The sequence below is a fragment of the Serratia sp. CY40230 genome, assembly GCF_052168835.1.
GTDB lineage: Bacteria > Pseudomonadota > Gammaproteobacteria > Enterobacterales > Enterobacteriaceae > Serratia > Serratia nematodiphila.
Map to the genome: position 1 here is coordinate 751,533 of NZ_JBJNLX010000001.1, position 17,835 is coordinate 769,367.

At 57.8% G+C, this 17,835-nt stretch carries 14 protein-coding genes; all 14 read right to left on the reverse strand.

What is annotated here, in order from left to right; all coding sequences use genetic code 11:
• Nucleotide 1: 1 nt before the first annotated feature.
• A complete protein-coding gene (locus tag ACJ8IJ_RS03565) occupies nt 2-508 on the reverse strand; it encodes a type VI secretion lipoprotein TssJ (protein WP_004935335.1) in 507 nt (168 codons plus the stop codon).
• Between the two features lie 9 nt (nt 509-517).
• The gene (locus tag ACJ8IJ_RS03570) at nt 518-883 is read right to left on the reverse strand and encodes a PAAR-like domain-containing protein (protein WP_031300673.1); all 366 of its coding nucleotides are present in this window, start codon (nt 881-883) and stop codon (nt 518-520) included.
• 6 nt (nt 884-889) lie between these two features.
• Nucleotides 890-1,504: a DUF3540 domain-containing protein gene (locus tag ACJ8IJ_RS03575; RefSeq protein ID WP_004935341.1), complete on the reverse strand. Its 615-nt coding sequence runs from the start codon at nt 1,502-1,504 to the stop codon at nt 890-892.
• Entirely contained in the window at nt 1,497-2,651 is a 1,155-nt protein-coding gene (locus ACJ8IJ_RS03580) for a pentapeptide repeat-containing protein (protein ID WP_442518265.1), read from the reverse strand. Before ACJ8IJ_RS03580 ends, ACJ8IJ_RS03575 begins: the two co-directional genes overlap by 8 nt.
• A complete protein-coding gene (locus ACJ8IJ_RS03585) occupies nt 2,641-4,866 on the reverse strand; it encodes a DUF2169 family type VI secretion system accessory protein (protein WP_325961697.1) in 2,226 nt (741 codons plus the stop codon). Before ACJ8IJ_RS03585 ends, ACJ8IJ_RS03580 begins: the two co-directional genes overlap by 11 nt.
• Nucleotides 4,867-4,878: 12 nt before the next feature.
• Complete coding sequence (gene vgrG / locus ACJ8IJ_RS03590; protein WP_004935351.1) at nt 4,879-7,140, reverse strand: type VI secretion system tip protein VgrG; 2,262 nt, start codon at nt 7,138-7,140, stop codon at nt 4,879-4,881.
• A gap of 64 nt (nt 7,141-7,204) precedes the next feature.
• Entirely contained in the window at nt 7,205-9,790 is a 2,586-nt protein-coding gene (tssH, locus tag ACJ8IJ_RS03595; RefSeq protein ID WP_004935356.1) for a type VI secretion system ATPase TssH, read from the reverse strand.
• 16 nt (nt 9,791-9,806) lie between these two features.
• Nucleotides 9,807-10,835 carry a type VI secretion system baseplate subunit TssG gene (gene tssG / locus ACJ8IJ_RS03600; RefSeq protein WP_193160337.1) on the reverse strand — a complete coding sequence of 343 codons (1,029 nt, stop codon included), beginning with the start codon at nt 10,833-10,835 and terminating at the stop codon, nt 9,807-9,809.
• The gene (tssF, locus tag ACJ8IJ_RS03605; protein ID WP_004935363.1) at nt 10,828-12,669 is read right to left on the reverse strand and encodes a type VI secretion system baseplate subunit TssF; all 1,842 of its coding nucleotides are present in this window, start codon (nt 12,667-12,669) and stop codon (nt 10,828-10,830) included. The genes tssG and tssF overlap by 8 nt, the downstream gene beginning before the upstream one ends.
• Nucleotides 12,670-12,680: 11 nt before the next feature.
• Complete coding sequence (locus ACJ8IJ_RS03610) at nt 12,681-13,127, reverse strand: type VI secretion system baseplate subunit TssE (protein ID WP_015378391.1); 447 nt, start codon at nt 13,125-13,127, stop codon at nt 12,681-12,683.
• An 81-nt stretch (nt 13,128-13,208) separates the two neighbouring features.
• Complete coding sequence (locus tag ACJ8IJ_RS03615; RefSeq protein WP_004935369.1) at nt 13,209-13,733, reverse strand: Hcp family type VI secretion system effector; 525 nt, start codon at nt 13,731-13,733, stop codon at nt 13,209-13,211.
• A 231-nt stretch (nt 13,734-13,964) separates the two neighbouring features.
• On the reverse strand, nt 13,965-15,491 hold the full coding sequence (tssC, locus tag ACJ8IJ_RS03620; protein WP_004935371.1) for a type VI secretion system contractile sheath large subunit: 1,527 nt from the start codon (nt 15,489-15,491) through the stop codon (nt 13,965-13,967).
• Nucleotides 15,488-16,045, reverse strand: coding sequence for a type VI secretion system contractile sheath small subunit (gene tssB, locus ACJ8IJ_RS03625; protein ID WP_004935376.1), 558 nt, complete (start codon nt 16,043-16,045; stop codon nt 15,488-15,490). Before tssB ends, tssC begins: the two co-directional genes overlap by 4 nt.
• 24 nt (nt 16,046-16,069) lie before the next feature.
• Nucleotides 16,070-17,035, reverse strand: a complete 966-nt coding sequence (locus ACJ8IJ_RS03630) for an ImpA family type VI secretion system protein (RefSeq protein WP_442518266.1) — start codon at nt 17,033-17,035, stop codon at nt 16,070-16,072.
• Nucleotides 17,036-17,835 lie beyond the last annotated feature (800 nt).

Genomic DNA, 17,835 nt, shown 5'->3' on the forward strand with positions numbered 1-17,835 from the left:
GTCATTCATCCATTTTGTCGTTAGTCACTATGCTGAGTGACGTCATCCCCACCATCACCTTCATTTGCGAATCAGCCTGCGCAGGGGACTTTTGCTCGGCGAGCGGCAACACGCCGCTGATTTGCTGAAACTCCGCCCCGACGACGACCCATCGCTCTTGCCCCGCCGGCACCTCGAAGCGATAACGCAACGTCTCCCTCGGTTGCAAAATGCTCTGGTGCCGGCTCAGCGCCCCTTCCGACGGCGCCGTCTCGCGGCAAGGAGCGCCGTCGCCAATCCCCTCGGGCATCCACCCCGAGCGATTGGTTTCTATCACGCATACCTTGACCGGTTGCGCCTCGCCGGCCGCATTCGGGTTCACGTTGTCGTTGGCGGTCACTTCGACGTCGATAAACCGCAACCGACGCCCCGCGTCCGCTGCCTCGTCGTGAGAAAACCAGCTGCATCCGCCGAGCATCCCCACCGCCAACAATCCCCCTGCCGCGACTCCCCGAAGCGTCTTCACCATGTTGAACTCCTATGCATTAACGAAACATTTGGTCTGGCTCGGCGCGACCTGAGTGGCGACCATATTGTTATTGTTCGTTGTGCTGGAATCGCCTAGCCGCGTGACCGGCATGCCGCCGGTGAAATACTTGCCCGATCCCTGCACCGGCTGCATCTGGGCCGAATGCGTCCCGGAGGCGGCGCCGATCACCCCGCCCGAATCGACGGTGGCCGCGCGAATGCTGCCGAGGTTCTGTTCATTGCCGCCGCAAAGGAAACAGTTAGGCACGTTCGGTATGCCGGTGTTGTTGGGCGCGGTGTTCGGGCCTGGCGCCGGTATCATCGGGTCACAGCCGGCAAAGCTGATCCCGGCCATGTTGTTATTGGCTGCAGTCATGGTGGTTTACCCCATATGTATCTGGCCGCCGTCGATCTTCAGCACCGCCGAAGACTTCAGAGAACCAATTTCACTGTTGATGACGAGGGATTGCCGCGCATCCTGAATGATGTGCTTCGCCAGCACCTCGTCGGTTTCCTCCACCCGCCGGCTCGCGTGCTTGCTGCGCACAAACAGGCGTTGAGAGATTTGGTGCAGCGTTTCGGCCACCCAACGGCTGCTGCGCGTCAGCAGCGTGAAGTGCGGGCTGCGCAGCGTCAGCCGCTTGCCGCCCTGCAGCTCGATCTCCGGCGCCACGATGCGCAAGTTGGCGCAGCGGCTGTCCAGCGTCATGACGGCGTTCGCCTGTTGCCGCGACAAGATCTCGGTAATGACCAACTTGTCGCCGTCGGCGATGACGCAAACGCGATCGCCCGCCAGCGGCTGAACCAGGCAGCTGGTGGCGACCGCCAGACAATGGGCTCGCATGCCGTCGACATACAGACTGCCGTTGGCGTCGGCCGCCAGCGTCACCACCTTGCGCCCCCCTTGTTCGGGAAGCGGAGCGCTGCGCACCAACTGCAAAGGCGTCACCCTGGCGTTGGCATAGACCTTCTGATGCTCTCTTCTGGATTTATACATATCTGCTTACTCCTGTTGGCCGTTGATACGACGGTTGCCGCGGCCCCGGTTGTTGATGCGCATACCAGGCGTCGATCGCACTCAAGAACGGATCGGCGGTAAGCGGCACGTTTTCGGCGCGATGACGCTGCGCGCCATGCAGGCGAGCACTCTGTTGCTGAGCGGCGGTCAACGGCTGTTCGATCAGGTTCGCTTCCCGCAGCTCGGCCTGCTCAAGATTGGCTAACGCCAGATCGCACGCCCTGAATTCCGCTTGCGGCAAGATGGCGCGCCCCCAGTTGGCGCCGCCCATCGCGCATTCGCTGAACCGGGCCTTCTGCCCCTGCGCCAGGGTCAGCGTCGCGCGTTCGAAATCGCAGCGCTGTACCCGCGCTTCGGCGAAGATCGCCGAGGTCAGATTGCTGTCGGCGAACGAACACCCCTCCAGCTCGCTGCGGTGAAAACTGGCGCCCTGCAGCTGTAGCTGCGCCAAAGTGCAGCCCGACAGGCGGCAGGTGAACCAGATGCGCGCCTGCCCCGCGATCGTCTGCCAGCTGCACGTCTCCAGCTGACAACTGCCCATCACCTGACGATCCAGGGTCGACGCCTGCCACAGGCACTGCGTGAGTTGGCAGGCGTACCAGTTGGCGTCCTGTATCACGTCCTGATGAAACATCAGGTTGGTCAGGGTGCTGGACTGCACCGCCAGATGCCCCAGGCTGCTGCGTTCAATTTCCGCGCCGTTGACCTCGCACCGGATCAAACCGCAGTCATCCAGCAGACAATCGCCGACGTAACACCCCTGCAGCGCGGTGTCGTTACACGCCAAATTGCACAGCAGCCCCTGTTGCAGCGTCAGGTTGTCAAACCGGCATTCGTTGAACGACAGGCGCATCAGGCTGCCACCGACCACGTTGACCTGCTGCAGGGTGCAGCCCTCAAAGCGCACCGCCCGCAAATCACAACCTTCAAACGTGACGCGTTCGAAATGACAGTCGATGAAAAAGCAGTCGCTCAGCGTCAACCCTTTCAGTTCGCGATCGTGGAACCGGCGTTTCTTGAAGATCCGCGGCATGGGCGGCGTCTGCGCCACCGCCTGGGCGACCTCCAGTTCGATCGCCTCTCGGTCAGGCAGCGCCTGTTGAATCACGCGGCTTTCAGTTTTCATGCGCATAGTCCCCATGAATGATTCTGCGCGGCACCCAACACGCACGCTCCAGCAGACAGCCGCTGAACCGCGTGCCGGCGTCCTGCCAGGTCATCGCCAGATGCGCCGCCGCCAGATTGCACTGGTCAAATGCCGCATCGCGCAGATCGGCGTTATAAAACAGGCCTTGCTGAGCGCTGCTGTTTTGCCAACGTGAGTGCGTCAACAGGCTGTCTTTAAACCGCACGCCGGCCAGATCGCAGCCGGCGATCGCGCAGGCCGTCAGATCGGCCTCGTCAAAGTTGCATTCAGTGAAAACGCTGTACTGCAGTTGGCACCTCTCCATACGCGCCGCTTTCAATCCCACTTTGGTGAAACAGCTATCGCTGAACACGGCGTGGGAAAAGTTCGCCTGCATGCCCGCCGTCAGGCTCTCGACACGGCAGCGTTCGAACCGCACGCCGCGCCAGTTGCCGCCAAGGAACGAGTTTTTGGTGAGCGTCATCTCCAGCGCAACCGCTTCTTCGGCGAGGCAGCGGTTAAACACGCACGCGTCCAGCTCGCCTTGCAGAAACTGCGCGCGGATCAGCGTCGCGCCATTAAACATGCCGTTGCCGATCGCCGCGTGTTCAAAGCGGCTCGCGGTGAAATCGCCCCGCTCGAAAACGCAGTTATCCAGCTTCACGTGGTCGGCGCGCAGGCCTTGCCCCTGAGGCTCCGCCAGCGTCACCCGTTCGAAGACCGCCTCTTGCCACACGCTTTCCGCCAGCAACGGCTTTTGCAGCGTGCACGAGATCAGGCGGATCTGGCGCAGCGCCGCCTGCGTCAGGTTGACCCCATCAAAAACGCAGTTTTCGAAGGTGCAGTTCTCAAAAGAAGCCTGCGAGAAATCGCAGCGCTCAAAGCGGCACTGCAGAAAATGCCTGCCCGACAGCGCCTCGCAGCGCAAACCGCTGAAGGTCTTCCCTTCCACGGTCGCGCTATCGGGGAAAAACGCGTCATTGCCGTCTTCGGCGGGAAGATCCGGCAAATCGGGCAGCGTCACGGAAGCCGGCTCCGCCGCCGTTTGTTGCTGGTGCAAGGCGATCGCCTCGCGGATTCGTCGATAGAACACGGCGGAATCGCCCAGAGAGGTGGGCGACGGATCGTAACGCAAGTCGCTGGGGTGATCCGACACCGCCTGGATGACGTTCAACCCCATCTCCGCCGGCATCAGATCCGGATCGAACAGAAACTCAAAGGGCGAGGCGTCATCGTCGCTGCGCTTGCGGAATACCTGTTGGAAATAGTCGAACGAGCGCGGCGCATCGCAGCGATCCAACGCCAGCATGACGGACTCGATGGACTCGTCCAGCAGATGCGTCAACGGCGCATTGCCGGTGAAGATAAGCAAAGCGATGTCGCTGTCGGGCAGGAACCACAGCGTTTTGCGCTGCAGCTCGATTTCCTCGAGGCTGTCGCTATCGTGACGGCGGATGAACGCCCGTCCGCGCACCGCCGGCAGCTCGCCGCGAATCGCCTCGCTTTGCGCGCCGACGCCCTGCAGCTCGAAGGGCACCCGATCCGGCCACGCCGCTTCCGGCAACCACTGCGCCGGCGGCGCCATCTGGAAATAACGCCGATCGATATTGGCCGGCAGCCCGGGGAATACCGTCTCGAGATAGGCTTTGCCGGCGATCTGGCCCGCCACCTTATCGATGTGCGCCTTGCGCAGCGCAAACTCGTGCGGCACCGGCGCCGGCGCCGCCAGCGGAGAGCGCTCCTGCGCGGTCCCCTCGGGGGACAGCGTCATCAGCAGCGGCCGCAGCCCGTCATTGCAGCCGCGGCCAAACGGGTTCTCCTTGTTGTCTTTGCCGCCCCAGGCGGAGGTGTGATCCAGCGGCACGCTGAGGAAGGGTTCCACCTCCATCGCGCCGCGCCGTCCCTCGCCCTCGACCCGCCAACGGCGCTTCAGCCCGCCGATGTCGGCGCTGACATTCAGCGTTTTCACCGGCTGACCGATGCCGGCATGGCCGGCGATCAGGTATTCGGCGAACGGCTTCGGCTCGGCAACATCCAATATCGGCAGGCTGAGCGGCACGCGCTTCCACGCCTCCCAGATTTCGGCTTCGTTCACGAAGTGTTCAGGCCGGGACAGGTAGCACCCGGCCACGACGCTGATGCCGAGCCGGCTGTCTGTCCCGATCTGGTAACTTCCTTTAATCGCCACCAATTGCTGTGGCCGTATGATTCTCATTGCCGCGCCTCGTTAGTTTTTGCTTTGCATCCCGACTTTTTTCAAATCGACGCCGGTCTCGGACAGTGACGCGCCGGTATAGCTGATCGACACCCCTGTCGTGCTGGTGCTGCTGCCGGTATTGCTGACGCTGCTGCCGGTATTGCTGACGCTGCTGCCGGTGCTGCTGACGCTGCTGCCGGTGGTGCCGACGCTGCTGCCGGTGGTGCTCACGCTGCTGCCGGTGGTGCTGATGCTGCAGCCGGTGGTGCTGGTCGACGATCCGGTGGTGCTGATGCTGCAGCCGGTGGTGCTGGTCGACGATCCGGTGGTGCTGACGCTGACGCCGGTAAAGCTGGTGCTGCTGCCGGTCTGGCTGGTGCTGACCGTGGTGTAGCTGTTGCTTTCGCCGGTCATGCTGTTGCTGATGCTGGTGAAGGAGTTGCTTTCGCCGGTCATCGAGTTTGATACGCCGGTGCAGCTGGTGCTCTGCCCGGTGAACGAGGTGCTCAGCCCGGTGAACGAAGTGCTGACGCCGGTAAATGACGTGCTGACGCCGGTGAACGAGGTGCTGACGCCGGTAAACGAGGTGCTCACGCCGGTGGCGGTGAGGCTGACGCCGGTCATCGACGCGCTGACGCCTTTAATCGAGGCGTCAAACCCGGTAATGCTGAAGACGTAATCCTTGTAAGAGACGTGGTTGGTGAACCAGTCCGTAAAGGTGCGGCGGATGATGTCGAACTTGTCCATTCCCACCTCGGTGGCCTGGTTGCGCTCCACCGTGGTTTGCAGATCGCGTTCGGCATGCAGCATGACGCGTTCGTTGTTGCGGTTGTCATCGAAGGTCAACTGGCTGGCATGCTGCGGCTTGCCGAAGCGCAGCGAACGCGACACCATGCCCGAGTAGTTGATGTATTCAGGTAACTGATAAGGCGGCGGGTTGTCGCCGTTATACACAATCCCGGTCACCATCGGACGATCGAGATCGCCGTCGACATAGGTCACCAGCACTTCCTGACCGACGCGCGGCATGGCGATCACGCCCCAGCCTTTCCCCGCCCAGGCCTGCACCACGCGGATCCAGCAAGAGCTGTCTTCCTCGGTGGTTTTGTAGCGATCCCAGTGGAAATGCACGCGGATGCGCGCAAATTTGTCGGTATGCACTTCGGAGTTGGGCGCGCCGACCACGGTGGCGCTCTGGATGCCCGGCATCTGCGGCTTTGGCGTTTCGCGCAGCGGGCGGAACGGCACGTCGTCGTTCAACGCATTGAAACGGCAGGTGACGTTGCGGCCGTCGCTGCTGCTGTCCGGGCCGTCTTGCACGAACACATAGTCGCAACGGGTCAGTTTGAAGCGGCGGTTGCGGTTGGCGTCCGGGTGCAAAATCAAGGAGAAATCCTTGCCGGCCATCAGCCCGACGGCGTTGCTCTCGCCAAACAGCAGGTGACCATCGCTTTGCATTTCTTCCAGGCGCAGCCGCGCCAGGTTTTCACCGCGTTCGGTATCCACATAACCCGCCGCGTAGTCGTACCACTCCAGCGGGGTGTTCTGCAGGCCGAGGCGGCTCTCTTCCACCTTGGTTTGCAGGTTCTTGCGCGGGTTCTGGAAGTCAAAGTCGCGCAGCACGATTTCATTCGGGCGCACTTTGCGGGAGCGCTGGATGCGCTGGATCCCTTCGCGGATGGCGCGGTTTTCTTCGCTGTCCGGCATGAACGGCAACACGGCGTAACCGAAATCCAGATCGTCGAAATTCTGCCGGTCGGTGATCACCAGCGTGTGTTTATCCTCGGCGTGATCGAAGTAATACCAGATGCCTTCGTCTTCCAGCAGGCGGCTGATAAACGCGAAATCCGTTTCGGAAAACTGCACGCAATATTCACGCGTCGGATAAGTGCCTTGAATATCCAGACGGTAGTCGGCAAAACCGTAGCGCGAGAAGATTTGCTCGATGATGTCGAGCACGTTCAAATCCTGGAAAATGCGGCTGTTGCGGTTCTGCATCAAAAACCACAGCCAGGTGCTCAGCTCCAGCTTATAAACGAACTTATCCTGATGCTGCCCTGAATCGGAAGCGCCGATCACGTAAGCGTAAAACGGCCGCGCGCCGAAATCCGGCCTTTCTATTTGAATGCTGATCCCTTGACCCAGCAGAGATTCATAATCAACGTCCGCCTGTTCACATTCGAATTCGAGCGTATATTGCGAGTTGCTCGACAACCCTTCTTTGGTGGTGAAGCTGAGTGGAAACGCATTTAATTCGGCTAACACCGGGTTATCAATTTCGATTAAAGGCATAACAACCTCTCTGATCCGATATCGAACCCCGCCCCGCGTTTACGGGCCGGCGGCAAATTAAAAATCAGTCGAAATAAACACTTAAACTATCGTTCTCGACCATGAGTTGGATATTCTGCAGTTCCTTTCCCGTCCGTTTGCGCTGCAGCACTTCATTGCTGATGGGCGGCAAAATCGCCTGCTGCAGCAGCGACTCGACCGCTCTGCCGCGCGAAGGATGGGCGCTGATGCGTTTGGCTATCCAGCCTGGAATGTCGCCTTCCAGCACCAGCGACACGCCCACTTCTTTGTGCAAACGCTGTTGTAAACGCGAAATCTGTTTGGTGGCGATATGGGTTATCGCTTCGGTAGAAAGCGGCACGTAGGGAATGACGTTCATGCGCGCCAACAGCGCCGCCGGGAAGAAGCGCGCCAGCACGTCGTGCAACATCGGCCGCAGCGCTTCGGTTTTCAGATCCGGCGTTTCCGCCAGCGTCGCTTCTATTTCGCCGGCGCCGATATTGCTCGTCATTAAAATGAAACACTGGCGGAAGCTGATCATGCGGCCCTCACCGTCTTCCATCACGCCCTTGTCGAAGACTTGATAAAACGCCTCGTGGATATCGGGATGCGCCTTGTCGAATTCGTCGAGCAAGACGATGGAATAAGGTTTGCGGCGCACCGCCTCCGTCAACTTGCCGCCCTTGCCGTAGCCGACATAGCCCGGCGGCGCCCCTTTCAGGGTGGAAACGGTATGCGATTCCTGAAACTCGCTCATATTGAAGACGATCAGGTTATGCGCGCCGCCGTACATCGCCTCCGCCAGCGCAAACGCGGTCTCCGTTTTGCCGACGCCGCTCGGGCCGGACAGCATGAAAACGCCCAATGGCCGATCGTGCGCCTGAATGCCGGCGCGGGAGATGCGCACCGCCTGCGCGATTTCATCGATCGCCGTCTGCTGGCCGAATATCTGGCGGCTCAGCAGTTGATTGAGATTGAGCGCATTGTCCAGATCGCTTTGCAGCATGCGGCCGGTGGGGATGCCGGTCCAATCCGACAACACCTCCGCCACGACGCGGTCATCCACCCACGGATACACCAACGGCAGGCCGCCGTCTTGCAAGGCTCCCAGCTCGGAGGCCAACTGCGGCAAGCGCTCCGGCGACTGCCGCTCCGCGTCGAGCAAGGTGGTGACCGCCTGTTGCTCCTGCGCCTGCCGCTGACGCAGCGCAGCCAGTTCGCCTTCCATGTCGCTGAGGGTCTGCTGCAATTCAGTGATGCGGCTGAGCGCCAGATCGTCGAATTTGCTTTCCTCCTGCAGGCCGTTCATTTCGGTGCGCTTCACCGCCAACCCGGCCTCGAGCGACTCGATTTTTTCAGGCAGCGCATGCTGGCTCAGCGCCACCCGCGCGCAGGCGGTGTCCAGCAAGCTGATGGCTTTGTCCGGCAGTTGCCGCGACGGCAGATGGCGCAGCGACAAATGCACCGCCGCCTGCAGCGCCGACTCGCGGATCTTGACGCTGTGGTGCTGTGCAAAATGCGGGGCGATGGCGCGCATCATGTTCACCGCATTCTCTTCGTCGGGTTCAGAAACCAACACGTACTGGAAACGGCGCGTCAGCGCGGCGTCCGGCTCGATGAACTGTTTGTATTCCGACCAGGTGGTCGCCGCCACCATGCGCAGCGCCCCCCTGGCCAGCATCGGTTTCAACAGGTTGACGGCGTCGCCGGTGCCGGCCTGCCCGCCGGCGCCCACCAGCGTATGCGCCTCGTCGCAAAACAGGATCACCGGCACCGCCGAATGCGCGATGGCGTCGATCAGCGCTTTCAGGCGCGATTCGAATTCGCCCCTCATGCTCGCCCCGGCCTGCATGCGCCCCAGATCCAAAGACAGCAGCCGGGCGCCCTGCAGCAGCGGCGGCACCTGCCCCTGTGCTATCTTGCAGGCCAGCGCTTCCGCCACCGCCGTTTTGCCGACCCCGGCTTCGCCCACCAAAATCGGGTTGTTCTGCCGGCGACGCAGCAAGATGTCGATCACCTGGCGCAGCTCCGCTTCGCGGCCAATCACCGGGTCGATTTCACCGTCGCGCGCCTGGCGGGTCAGATCGGCGCACCATTTATCGAGAATATCGACCGTCTCGGACGCCTCAGGCGCATCGCCGTGGGCGCTGTAGACCTCTTCTTCCTCTTCCTCATGCTCGACGGACTCCGCCAGAATCGCCGGATAATCGTCGAACAGCTGCGGTATCGGCAGTTTTTTGAACTCGTCACTCAGCCGGTACAGGCTGCGCTGCAACGTGGGATCCTGCAGAATGCCGACCAGGATATGAATGGTGCGCACCCCGCCGGACGGCGTTTCGGCGAGCTGGCTCATCAGCAGCCCTCTTTCCACCACCGTTTCCAGTTGCGTCGACAGATCCACCACCGCATTCGTGCGGTTCGGCAAGGTATGCAGAATGCGATCCAACGCATCGCTGATGCGCTGACTGTTGATGGCGTAGTGCGCCAGGATCAGCGGCAAGTCGCCGCGCTCCTTGTCCACCAGGACTTTCAGCCAGTGTTCCAGCTCCACGTATTCGTGCCTGAAGGTTCGGCACAGCTTGGTCGCTTCGACGAACGACTGATAGGCAAAGTGGCCCAATCGCGAAAAAAGACGTTCTCGTTGATACACCTTAAATTTCCTTATATTAAGTTGTTGATTGATAAACCAGCTGCCTAAACGTCCCTGTCTTAGGTTTCAGCCAGCTGTCTTTACTCAGCGACTTGCCGCCCAGCTGCGCCGCCATGCCCGGCTCCGTGGCGATCAGCAGGCTGACATCCAGCATCAGCTGATGGCTCGTAAAGTCATGACAGATGCTCACCAGCGCCTGCAGCCGCCGGCTGCCGCGCTGATACTGCTGATACTGCGGGGCCCCCAGCGGGCCGATCTGAATATGCGCGCCGTACTGGGCATCGAAAAAGCGGCTGCCGATGCGCGTGCTGCCCAACTTGCCCAGCTTTTGGCTGCCGCTTTGCTTGCCGTCGTCGATCCACTTGGCGTAGCGCGGCGTAATCGTGATGGGAACGGCGAAATAGGCCGCCAACATCTTGTTGAGCTGCCGCAGCGAGCGGCGACCGGGCAGATAAGTGCCGGGGTACGCCTCGCGCAGGCGCTGGATATGCGGGTTCACCGTCAGCGCCGTATCGACGCCCACCGTCTGGCGCAAATGGCGCAAGAACGGGTTTTTGTCATCGTCATGCTCATGGCCGATCATCGCCTTCAGCTGCGCCCAGGCCCGGTAGTGCAATACGGCGAAGCGCTGGCTGACGATGCCGACGAACTGCTGGAACGCCTGGTTGCGTCTGGCGATGACTTCGGTGCGCGCGTGCTCGGTCACATGGATCGGCAGCGGGCCGTAGGGGGCGAACATGCCGAAATGCCGCGCCTGAATCAGCACTTGCTTAGGGCGCTGCACGATAGAGGCGATTTCACGCGAAGCGAACGCCATATCCGCCGGCTGGGTAATGCAGAGCCTTTCGCGGCTGCGATCGTTGGAGACGCCGAGCCGCGGCGCATCCGGCTGCGCGCGTTCGATACGCCGCAGCAGCTCGAAAAAATCCTGTCGATTGGACAGCCCGCGGATTTCGGCCTGGCCCGCGCTTTCGCTTTGCGCCCCCTGCGTCGGCGCCTGTTCCAACGAGAGCGCCGTTTCACGCATCAACGACATATCAGCCATAGTAGAGCGCCCCCCAGTCGGCGTGGGTTTCCCCATCCAGCAACAGCTTCATGCTTAACGTTTGGTTCAGGTCGCCGTATTGGCTCAACGCGTGGTGCAATATTTTGCCGAACAGATAGGCGCCGTGGTCGGCATGATGGTTGGCGCTTAAGTTGACGGCGATCTCGGCCCCGCGGATCCAGGCCAGCGGCCCCGGCCCCTGATTGCGTTCGAAGTGGTGCTCCACCCAGGCGTTTTTGATGCTGGCGATGCGCTTGCGCTGGCTGGAGTCATCCTGATGGCAGAACAACGACAGCCAGTCGCGCAACAGCGCCGAACAATCCTGAACGTCGGGGCGCGCATGGCGCAGAGGATTGGAGGCCAGCATCTGAATCGCCTGCCACGCCTGGCTGATGTTCGGCACCGCGACCGGGTTGCTCGGGTAGCGGACGATCTCCACCTGGTGGATCGGCATCGCCGTTTCCAGCTGGAAATGCGGCTGCTGAAGGTGCGCCGGCACCAGATGCCGTTCGCAGACCAGCGCCTCGACGCTGAGCGACGTGATGTCGTCGATGTCGATGCCGCTTTTGCCCGGCGAGATGGCGATGAAGGTATCTTCGTTGGGCAGGTGCGGATTATTGTACTTGGAGGGCGACGGCTCCCGGCGACGGTGCAGCGTATAACCGGCCGGCTCCCGCTCGCAGTCGTACTGCACGTCGGCCTGCAGCGAAGAGAAAATCACCGGGTTGCCGTCGGGCAGCATGCCTTTCACCTGTTTTACGCTGTGTATCTCATACAGCGAGGTGTTCAAACGATCGACCACCAGCTGGTGCTCCGTGCGCTCATCCGTCAGCAGCACCGGCGAGCAATGGCGGCGATACAGGTTGATGACTGGGGTCGCGAAAAGATGAAAATCCCTGGCGTTGACGCGACCGATCAGAGTGAGTGGGCGTTGCTCCAGCGCGAACAAGATCTCGAACTCGTGAACGCGTTCACATTGACGCAGAAAATCCTGCACGCCATGCAGCTCCAGGCTGAAGAAGCGGCTTGGCGCGGCGAAGTATTCGCGCATCAGCCGGTTGCCGGGCAGTTCCCCCACCACGGTGGGCAACAAGGCTTCTTCATCGCTGACGCCGCCCAGGCGCAAGCTGTCCGGCGGCAAGACTTTGACGATTGGCCGGTCGTCGCTTTTCGCCCATAGCACGATGCGCAAGGTGCGATTAAGCAACGCGGCCAGCAGTTGATTGGCCCGCACCGTATCTTCCGCCAGCGTCAGGTGCAGCGGCTCGAGATCCAGCTCCGAGACGGGAAGCACGCCGTGCGTCGTCAGGCATATCCTGACGTAGGCCGAGCAATCCTGCATGTGTCTGGCGGCGCCGTCAGGCAAATGGTGCGGCGGCAAAATCTCGCATTCCGCCAGTGAAATCTCAACCGGCTGCACTTTAATATGCCGCGCCGTGGTGAACGTGGCGGGTTTGTTGTTCAGCGAGATATCGTTGAGGGTCATGCGGCTCCCGCGCGGCAGGTCAACCTGGCTGTGCCACTGGGGAAAAGAGAGATCGGGCTTAATCGCGACGGTGGCGATCGCGGGAACCGGCGTATACCACAGCGGCGCCAGGCGTGAGAGCATTTGCAGGGCAAATTCCGGCTGCTCATTGTTCAGCTTTTCCTGGATGCGGGTGCAAAGGAACGCGGAGCCCTCCAACAGACGCTCAACGAAAGGATCCAGCACGCCGTCGATATGCATGCCTAAATGCTGGGCGACCTGGGGATGAGAAGAGGCGAACTGACGACCGGCCTCGCGAAAATAACGCAGCTCATCATTATATAATTGGAGAAAGCGCTCACTGAACATAGTCACCCCTATTAATCAAATACGTGTACGGCGCCACAGGAATAATCAAGAGCGATGCGCAAATTAACCAGCATTTCGTCACCCGGTAATGAGCAGGTGCCATAAATATCGAATAAAATCGCCAGCACATACGATTGGCGTTCATTCACTACAGGCACCACACGAATCGTTTTCGGATCCAGACGCGGCTCAAACGAAGTAATGATTCTTTGTATATGTCTCGCCAGCGTTAACGGGTCGGTATTAATCGGTATGCGTTGGCTCAGCGACGGCAGGCCATAATTCAATACCGAACTTTCGCTGTGCGCATAATCATGAAGTTTCAAATCAGCGCTGCGCGATGCGTCATTCAGTAAGAATTCGATATCACGCACCAAAACACGCCGCCAATTATCGGCGCTGGCGCTTTGATGTCTCACGCTGAGCTTATCGAATAGCATGGGCAATGACGCTTTCATTTAACACCTCGCGATAAGGCTTATGTCTGCCCGCAATCGCTGCGGGCAGACAGCCTGCAATTAGTGTTGTGACATCAATGATCAGATACGGGCATTAAGCTTGAGGTCATACCCCGTCTTAATTACCGCACCCATGGAGCCATCATTGTTTTGCTCTTTGTACTCAACTTCGATACGTGCGAAATTCAGCTTGATAACGTCGGTTGGCAGCACGGTATCGATTTCAGTACCGATGGTGGAATTCAGCGGCATATTACCCACGGTCTTGAATGAGGAAACCAGGCAGTTGCTGAAGGTCACGGCAATGAAGTCTTGCTGACCCTGGCCTGATTTACGGCAAACAAGTTTTGCCTGAGGAATATGCTCGCCGGTGGCGCACATCAGGAACAGTTTCGGCGAAGCCTTATTGCTCACCATGCGAAACTCAAAGTCTTTCATCTCGACTTTGCCTGAACCGCCGCCGCTCCCGAACCCCCAACGGCCGGCGTTTTCTTCCGCCCATTGCCAGGCTTGCAGCTGAATCCAGCCAGGGTAGGTTTGGTCGGGTGATTCACCATCAACACCCTCAATTTTCAAAAAATAGTCTACTAAAGCTTTCGTGCTCATTTTTTGTCTCCTTGACTGATAGGTCTACTTCGTTAATTGAAAAGTCTATTCAGATAAGTCGTTATATTGCCTACGCGATCATTGAAATAGCGACAATGAGAACCCATTAGCCATTAATAAATAGCAATAGCGTAAAAAACAGCGCCACTAAATTTCAATGAAATATCAATTCCCACCAACGCCATTTAATAATTAACGTCGGCAATATCCAAACCAATGACCAGCCGTAACTTATCTGCTCCCATCTTTTTTGGCTGACGGAAGTTTTGATACAAGTCGCAAGGACACGGTCATGCCTTCCAACTGGTAATGCGGGCGCAAATAGAAATGCGCGCGGTAATAACCCGGATCGTCTTCCACATCCTCAACGCGCACCTCGGCGGCGGCTAATGGACGACGCGCCTTGGTCGCCTCGGTCGATACGGAAGGATCGCCATCGACGTAGTTCATCAGCCAGTCATTCAGCCACAGCTGCATATCGTCTCTGGAACGGAAAGAACCGATTTTGTCGCGCACGATGCATTTCAAATAGTGCGCGAATCGGCACGTGGCGAAAATATAAGGCAAGCGCGAAGACAGCTTGGCGTTGGCCGTCGCGTCGGGATCCTCGTATTTCGCCGGCGCGTGCATGGTGCAAGAACCGATAAAAGCGGCGAAATCGGAATGCTTGCGATAGACCAGGGGCAAGAACCCGGCGTCGGAAAGCTCTTGCTCGCGCCGATCGGAAATGGCCACTTCCGTCGGGCACGTCAGTTCATATCCGCCCTCATCGGAAGGAAACGCGTAGGCGGGCAGTTCTTCCACCGAGCCGCCGGATTCGATGCCGCGGATCTTCGAACACCAGCCGTACTCATGGAACGCGCGGTTGATGTTGACGCCCATCGCATACGCCGAGTTGGCCCAGGAAAAATCATCATCCACATCCGGCCTGACGGACTCCTCGAAAGCGAACTCTTCGATCGGGTTGGTTTTCGCCCCGTAAGGCAAACGCGACAGGAAACGCGGCATCGTCAACACCAGGTAACGCGAGTCGTTGCTTTCGCGCAGGCGGCGCCAGGACGCATATTCCGGCGTGGTGAAAATCTTGCCGATATCCCGCGGGTTGCCCAGTTCGTTCCACTTGCTCATCTGCAGCAGCGACGGCGACGCGGCGGAAATGAACGGACAGTGCGACGCCGCGGAAATTTTCGCCAACTCGGTCAGCAGCGTGACGCTCATCGGGCTGTGATCGAATTCAAAATCGCCGATGATGCAACCGAACGGCTCGCCGCCGAACTGACCATATTCCTGTTCGTAAATCTGTTTGAACACCGGGCTTTGATCCCAGGCGGAGCCCCGATAGCGGCGCAAATTGCGCGTCAGCTCATCCTGACTGATGTTCAACACCCGGATCTTGAGCGTTTCGCTGACGTTGGTGTTATCGACCAGATAACTCAGACCTTGCCAGGCGGACTCCAGCTTCTGGAACTCCTTGTGGTGCAAGATATTGTTCATCTGTTGCGAAAGCTGTTCGTCGATCTGGGCAATCAACGATTCAATGGTCAATACGACATCCTGGCTGACCTTGACCTTGCCTTTGTTGGCATATTCGGACAGCGTGCCGATAGCCCGACGAACCGCTTCCGAAGCCTCGTTCGTTCTGGGCCGGAATGAACGCTTGAGCAAACCGTCAAGCTCATTTTCCGTGTCCTGAGTTTCAACTTCAGCGACTGCCGTAGCCTGCTGCTTAGCCGAATAGCGTCGTTGCCTCGCTCTCATTCCTCATCTCCTTTATTGCCGGGATCCTGCACATCCTGTTCCGCATCCGCGACCGTTTTACGCGCATCCGTCACTAAACGATGCAGAAAATCGGGTTTCTCCAGCAGATTCTTCACCACCTCTTCCGCGCTGGATTTACCATCCATATAGGTGATCAGCTCCGTGAGATGCTCCCGGGCTTCAAGCAGGCGTTGCATCTGCGGAACCCGTTTGGCGATGGCGCCAGGCGTGAAGTCATCCATCGATTCAAACTCCAATTCCACGTCCAGCAACGCATCGTCTTCGCTCAGGGTGTTCTCTACGTAAAATTGCAGACGAGGCTTGATGGCGCGCATGCGATCGTTGAAGTTGTCCTGATCAAAGGTCAGGAATTTCCGCTCTTCGATCGGCAGCAAAGGCTTTTTCCGATGCCCAGAGAGATCGGACATGACCCCCGTAACAAAGGGCAACTCCACTTTCTTTTGTGAACCGTAAAGCTCTACGTCATATTCAATTTGCACGCGCGGCGCGTTATTTTTACCGATAAATTTCTGAGAGCTTGAGTCCTTAGCCATTGGAAAACTCCTTTGTGATAAAAATTACTTCCCGGACAATTGATTTAACGAGGCCAGAGATTCCGGCAAAAGCTCCTCAACAATCGTCGCGAAGTCCATACCGATCATTTTTTGTGAACGTCGAATAAGAATGGGGGCCGGATGGCTGGGCTCATAGTTTTGGAAATAGTCCAAAACCTGATCCAACAGCAAGATGACATCCTGCCGGGAACGGATATATTTGCCGGGCATGGCGACAGGCGCGTCAGCATCCGGCGAGTCAATCTCCGCGTCATTCCGTTCAGCCGGCAATTCCTGCTGTTCCAGTGAAGCCAGCTGGCGGCTGAACTGTTTCAAATAGTCGCGTACCTGCCGGCAGTCCAAACGATAATCTTCAGCCTGCAGATTGGCGTAATTCTCGACGCGCTCCAGCGCATCGATTTCCAGCGCCAATTGCTCTTTCAGCGAAGGCAGATTTCTGCCGGCAAAATAACTGTCGGCTTGCCCCAGCACCTTTACCACCTCCGAAAAATGCAGGCTTTTGCCTTCCTGCTCGTCAAGCCGCATATTCAGCAGCTCGTCGGTGGTTAACGGCGTATCGGGAAAAATCTTGCTGTTCTTGATTTCGTGCAGACAGGACGATGTGGCGAGCCACCCTAATGCGGCCGCATGAAAGCTGTCCGATGAGGGTTCCATGTCCGCCTGAGGGAAAATGGTGGCGCCCTCCTCGGCATATTTGGCGTCAATATCCTTAATGCCCTGGTAGAAGGCCGAAAAACCGTCGATATGAAGATTGGCGCGCATAAACCACAGCACGACATGTAAATCGAAGCACTGTTCCAGCAACGCGGCAGACTGCTCGCGAATGGCGTGCCAATTGATATCACGCGCATTGTCTACGGCATTAAGCGGATCGGTTTGGCTGTCATATTCCGAAAGCGTGAATTCAATTTCACTGTATCGTGGATCAAATTCGACGCCATTCACTTCCGTTGAGATGACTTCATTCATGGCCTGATATCCTTTTCAATCAGCACTAGAAACATAAAGCCTAATAAAGCGGGCTTTTACGTTCGCCAGTCTTTCCCAGAGTCCTTTTAGCGTAAGTTAGTCGTCACCAAGCTCGCAAATTGTTTAGATGTATTAATATTAACAACAATAATAGATTGAGCCTATCAATAGAATCGCAGTGATCGGTTTAAACTATTTTACATTTACATATTTATTTTTTCTTTTTAAAATCAATAAATTGCAAACGATAATTATGCAAGCTAAGAATAGGAAAAAAATCAAAAACTGCCCTAAAAACAACGTTTCATCCTTGGTAGGATAATTCCAGTAATACCACCGGATACAAATAATTTAATTAGCAAATGATAACTACAGTAAATAGTGAAATTTTTTCATAAAACCATGACAGCCAGTCGTTTCTTGCAAGCGGGTAGCACGCAATGATCAATAGAAGACGATGGCAGTGTGACTTTCATTTCCAGCACTCAGTACTTACACATGCGAAACCTGGTGTGAAAATAAACAATTTGGCGAGAGTTTTGATTATTAATTTTAAAGCTAAAGCACAGATTAACATTCCGCCGTGGTGCACCGAATACCTATTGATACACAAACAGCCTGGTGGATAAAGCATCATTCTTTTATAGTTAACTCAGGGTAATGATCAGAATAATTTAAGATTCAATTCCCCTTCGTGTGTGTTCTCATACGGCTTACCGCGGCAAAAGCACCACTGCGGTAAAGAGTCTCGCAGACTAAAGTGGCATTAGAGATATCATTTACTATAACGGCAAAATAAC